We start from the raw sequence: 4,114 nt of genomic DNA, 5'->3' as shown, positions 1-4,114 counted from the left end.
CCCCTATGCGCGTGGGGTCTCCGTGCTGGAGCGGTTCCATCGCGGCTGCCTCCAGATCGGCTGCTCCGACACGTTCGACCTCCGAACGTCGGCCACCACCCTATGAGTTGCACCGTCCGCTTCCGCAGCGCGGACGATCGGCCTGCCCCGTTGGCACGTTCGGGCGGGCGCCGGGGCGTGCCCAACGGCGCCGGGCCGGGGCCGTGCTGCGGGGCTGCCGGAGAGGGGCGGGAGAACGCCCGCCCGGGCACGGCCGATTGTCAGTGGCAGGGGGCAGGATGGTTTTCGGCCGGTACGCGGTTCGCCCGCGTACGGGTCGTCGCGTGCTGCCGTCGCGTCCGTCGCGCGGACGGTGGCCGCGCTTCCTCACCACCGTGCACTCCAGGGGGACTCATGCCCATCACCAACGACACGATCCTCAACCACGCCTTCCTGCGCGAGATGTACAGCGACTCCTACTACCCCGACCACGTGCTGGACAAGGGCAACGGCATCCTGCTGGATCTGTGCACGGCGATCGAGGAGGCTCCTCCCGCCAGCGAGGCGGCGCTGTACGAGCTGACGGCGGTGGCGACCGAGCGGTTCAACGCGCTGGAGGAGGATTTTCACGCCGCGGGCAGCGGGATAGAGACGATCGCGCGCGAGGCGATCTGCGAGGACTTCTTCTTCGTCGCGTCGGCCTACGGTTTCCCGGACGCGGACCCCGAGGCACTGGTCGCCGAGCGCGACTGGTGAAGCAGGGGGCTCACCGCTGAGGTCGGTGGCACGCAGGTGAGGCAGGGGCCCGCGGGTGAGACGGGCCGTGGGCCCGCGCCAACGGCCGCCGGTCGGGGCCGGGTTCACGCCCGCGCCGCTGCCGGGCGCCTCGGTCCCGGCGCAGGCTTTGCCTGTTGCGGCGAGGGCGGCCGGACGCCGGTGCCGGTGTCGGACCCGCGCCGTACGCTGAGCCCCATGAGCGCAGGGGGGCCCGCAGGGCGGGTGATCGACGGCCGTTTCGAGCTCGGTGAGCGGCTCGGCGGCGGTGGAATGGGGCTGGTGTGGCGCGCCCTTGATATGGAGTTGCAGCGCGAGGTGGCGCTCAAGGAGGTGCGGCCACCCGACCCGCTGTTGCTGGAGTCCGACCCCGGCGCCGCCCGGATGCTCCGCGAGCGCGTGCTGCGCGAGGCGCGTTCGCTCGCCCGCCTCCAGCATCCGAACGTCGTGACCATCCACCACATCGTCACCTCCGCCGAGGTGGCCCACCCGTGGCTCGTGATGGAGCTGGTGCGCGGCGGCTCGCTCCAGGACCGCCTGGACCGGGGGACGTTGGCGCCCGAGCAGGCGGCGACCATCGGCCGGGGCGTGCTCGCCGCACTGCGCGCCGCGCACGCCGAGGGCGTGCTGCACCGCGACGTGAAGCCGGCCAACGTGCTGCTGCGCACCGAAAGCACCCCGGTGCTCACCGACTTCGGCATCGCCGCGGTGCGCGAGTCCGCCAGTCTCACCGCCACCGGTGAGCTGATCGGCTCCCCCGACTACATCGCGCCCGAGCGCATCCGCGGCCGGGAGGGTGATCCCGCGTCCGACCTCTGGTCACTGGGAATGATGCTCTACGTCGCGGTCGAGGGTGACCACCCGCTGCGCCGCAGCACCGCGCTGGCGACGCTGGCCGCGGTGCTCGACGCTCCGATACCACCGCCTGAGCGGGCCGGTTCGCTGCACGGCGTGCTGGAGGCACTGCTCACCCGCGAGCCCGGCGACCGTCCGGACGCCGAGGAGCTCGACCGGCTGCTCGCCGACGCCGAGAGCGGCGGACCGACCACGAACCCCGGGACTTGGAACCTCGTCGCTCCCGCCTCGCCCTCGGCCACCGAGGGCAGGCGCGGGACGGCGTCGGCGGGCGGGGCGTCCGGAGACGGCCGACCGCACGCTCGGCAGGACGCGCCGCCGGCCGGGACCGCGCGCAGACGGGCCGTCAGCCCGCAGGGCCCGCCCAGGGCCGGTAGCGGTGGTGGCCCCGCCCCGGGGCCCGAGTCGGCACCGACCGCCACCGCGCCCCGCTCCGTCCCCGTAGCCGCGAACAGCGTCCACGACAGCAGCGCGACAGACGGCAGCGCGGCGGGCGAGCCCGAGGACGTCGTGCCGACGTCATTCCGCAAATCCCCGCGCCCTGCCGGCGGTTCGTCGGGCGGCGGTGGGCCCTCGGGCGCCGCACCGGCCGCGGTTCCGTCCGCCGCCGTGCCCGTCGGGCAGGATCCGGAGCGCGCCGAGCGGGCCGGGCGGCGCCTGCGGATCGGCGCCTTCCTGGCAGGCCCTGTGGTGACCGTGACGGCGCTGCTGGGCTTCCTGGTGCTTCCGAAGATCGTCGGCGACTCGGGCTCCGACTCGGCCGCCCCGTCCTCATCCCCGTCCGGCACACCCTCACCCGGCAAGCCCGGCGATTCCGGCGGGTCCGGAGGGTCCGGAGGGTCCGGCGGCTCGGACGACGCCGACGCCGACGCCGACGCCAAGGCTCCGGACGTCGCGGAGGACGCCGCCTCCGCCTTCCGCGGCCCCTTCTACACCGAGCAGGGCGCGAAGGAAGCGGTACGGGTGCTGCGCAAGTCGTCGGGCGGCACCCGGGTGATCCGGGCGAGCTTCCACGACTCCCACATCTCGGCCGACACTCCCCTCAAGGGCGACCCGAAGCGCTACGACCGGGTCAGCTACCACCCCGCCAACGCGCCGGATCCCTCCCCCACTCCGGGTGGCATGGTCACCGGTGAGACCGTCGACCTCGGGAAGGTCGACTGGTCGGCGCTGCCCTCGCTGTGGCGTCGTGCGGAGCAGGACCTGAACGTCGACAAGCCGCAGAGCCGCTATCTGATCGTGGACCACGGCATGTCCACCGGGGAGTTGGAGCTGCGCCTGTACATGTCGGACGAGTACGGCGGCGGCTACCTCGCCGCGAACGCCGAGGGCAAGGTCGTCCGCCTCAACCCCCGCTGACCGGCGCCGCCGCGGCGTGCGCGAGGGGGCACGGGTACGTCCTCTGCCTGCGCGGGCGGTGGACCGGCGCCCCGGGCGCCGTCGGCGGCCCTGCGCTGCACGGGCGGGGGTGGTGCCGGCCGGCACCACCCCCGCACCGCCCCGCGGGCTTCGTCGGTCGCCGTACCGCCCCACGGGCCTGGGCGGCACGGCGGTTCACGCAGGCTCAGATACCGCAGCTGGGAGCGGACCAGGTGCGTCCGCTCTTGTGGTCGAGGTGGACGTGGTCGTTGTGGTCGGGGTAGCCCGGGCCGAGGATGGTGTTGAAGCCGTGGTTGCGGGCGGCCTTGGCGAGTGTGCACAGGCTGTGCGGGGAGACTCCGAGGTCCGCGGCGTGGCCGTACATGTGCCGGCTGTTGGGCGAGCCGCCGACGTTGGCGTTGCAGGTGGCGGAGCGGAAACCGCTGGTGATGCGGATGGACTGGTCGCCCAGGGCGTGCCGCAGTGCCTGGAGCTTCCACATGGTGCGCTTGGCGTTCTCCTTGGCCTGTGCGGCGCTGACCCTGCCGCCGGACCAGTTGGAGTTGCAGCGGTTGAGCTCGGAGAAGGCGAAGTTCGCGGGCGAGCAGTCGTTGTTCTGGAGCGCGTAGATCTTGGAGAAGGTGTTCGGGCCGGCGACGCCGTCGGAGGACAGCCCGTAGGCGGACTGGAACCGCTTGACCGCGGCGGCGGTGGCGGGGCCGTAACTTCCGTCGATCGCGAGGACGTTGCCGGTGCCCGGGTAGCCTGCGACGCGGATCTGCAGCTGGGTGACGTCGGCGCCGGACGCGCCCTGCTTCAGGGTGCGGTTCCAGGTGTAGCAGCCGTCGGCGCTCGCCGTGCCGGCCGTGGCGACCGTGACGGTCAGCGCGGAGGCCGCCAGCAGCACCGCGGTGAGGAAGGAGGTCAGGATTCGTCTCAACATGACATCAACGTCCGCTAGATGTATCGGACATGTCAATAATGGGCGGCCCATGCCATGACTTTCCTCCCAAACGTGTCCACCGACCGCCGCCTTCCCTCCCCCGTTTGGCGTGGTTGACAGTCGACGCCGGCCCACACCCCACGCCCGCCGCCGTCGCCGTCCGGCGTCCTGCTGACGCCCCGGGCTCCGGGCGCAGGCCGACCC

General features: G+C 73.2%; 3 protein-coding genes. 2 read left to right on the top strand and 1 reads right to left on the bottom strand.

The genetic code is table 11. The features are described 5' to 3' along the window. Positions 1–393 precede the first annotated feature (393 nt). Together JGS22_RS14825 and JGS22_RS14820 are read left to right on the top strand one after the other, a co-directional pair. Positions 394–735: a DUF5713 family protein gene (locus JGS22_RS14825; RefSeq protein ID WP_211043201.1), complete on the top strand. Its 342-nt coding sequence runs from the start codon at positions 394–396 to the stop codon at positions 733–735. Positions 736–951: 216 nt separating this feature from the next. Further along, positions 952–2,967, top strand: a complete 2,016-nt coding sequence (locus JGS22_RS14820; RefSeq protein WP_211043203.1) for a serine/threonine-protein kinase — start codon at positions 952–954, stop codon at positions 2,965–2,967. A 205-nt stretch (positions 2,968–3,172) separates the two neighbouring features. Here JGS22_RS14820 and JGS22_RS14815 read toward each other — a convergent pair whose 3' ends face one another. Further along, positions 3,173–3,910 carry a D-Ala-D-Ala carboxypeptidase family metallohydrolase gene (locus JGS22_RS14815; RefSeq protein ID WP_211043205.1) on the bottom strand — a complete coding sequence of 246 codons (738 nt, stop codon included), beginning with the start codon at positions 3,908–3,910 and terminating at the stop codon, positions 3,173–3,175. Between the last annotated feature and the right edge of the window lie 204 nt (positions 3,911–4,114).

The sequence above is a fragment of the Streptomyces tardus genome (genome assembly GCF_018101125.2).
Lineage (GTDB): Bacteria > Actinomycetota > Actinomycetes > Streptomycetales > Streptomycetaceae > Streptomyces > Streptomyces tardus.
Note: the sequence above shows the minus strand (reverse complement) of the source record. Positions and strands in the feature narration are given on the sequence as shown.

Coding starts and splice junctions, on each gene's coding strand:
- JGS22_RS14820 (WP_211043203.1), top strand. CDS start 952: ATGAGCGCAGGGGGGCCCGCAGGGCGGGTGATCGACGGCCGTTTCGAG.
- JGS22_RS14815 (WP_211043205.1), bottom strand. CDS start 3,910: ATGTTGAGACGAATCCTGACCTCCTTCCTCACCGCGGTGCTGCTGGCG.
- JGS22_RS14825 (WP_211043201.1), top strand. CDS start 394: ATGCCCATCACCAACGACACGATCCTCAACCACGCCTTCCTGCGCGAG.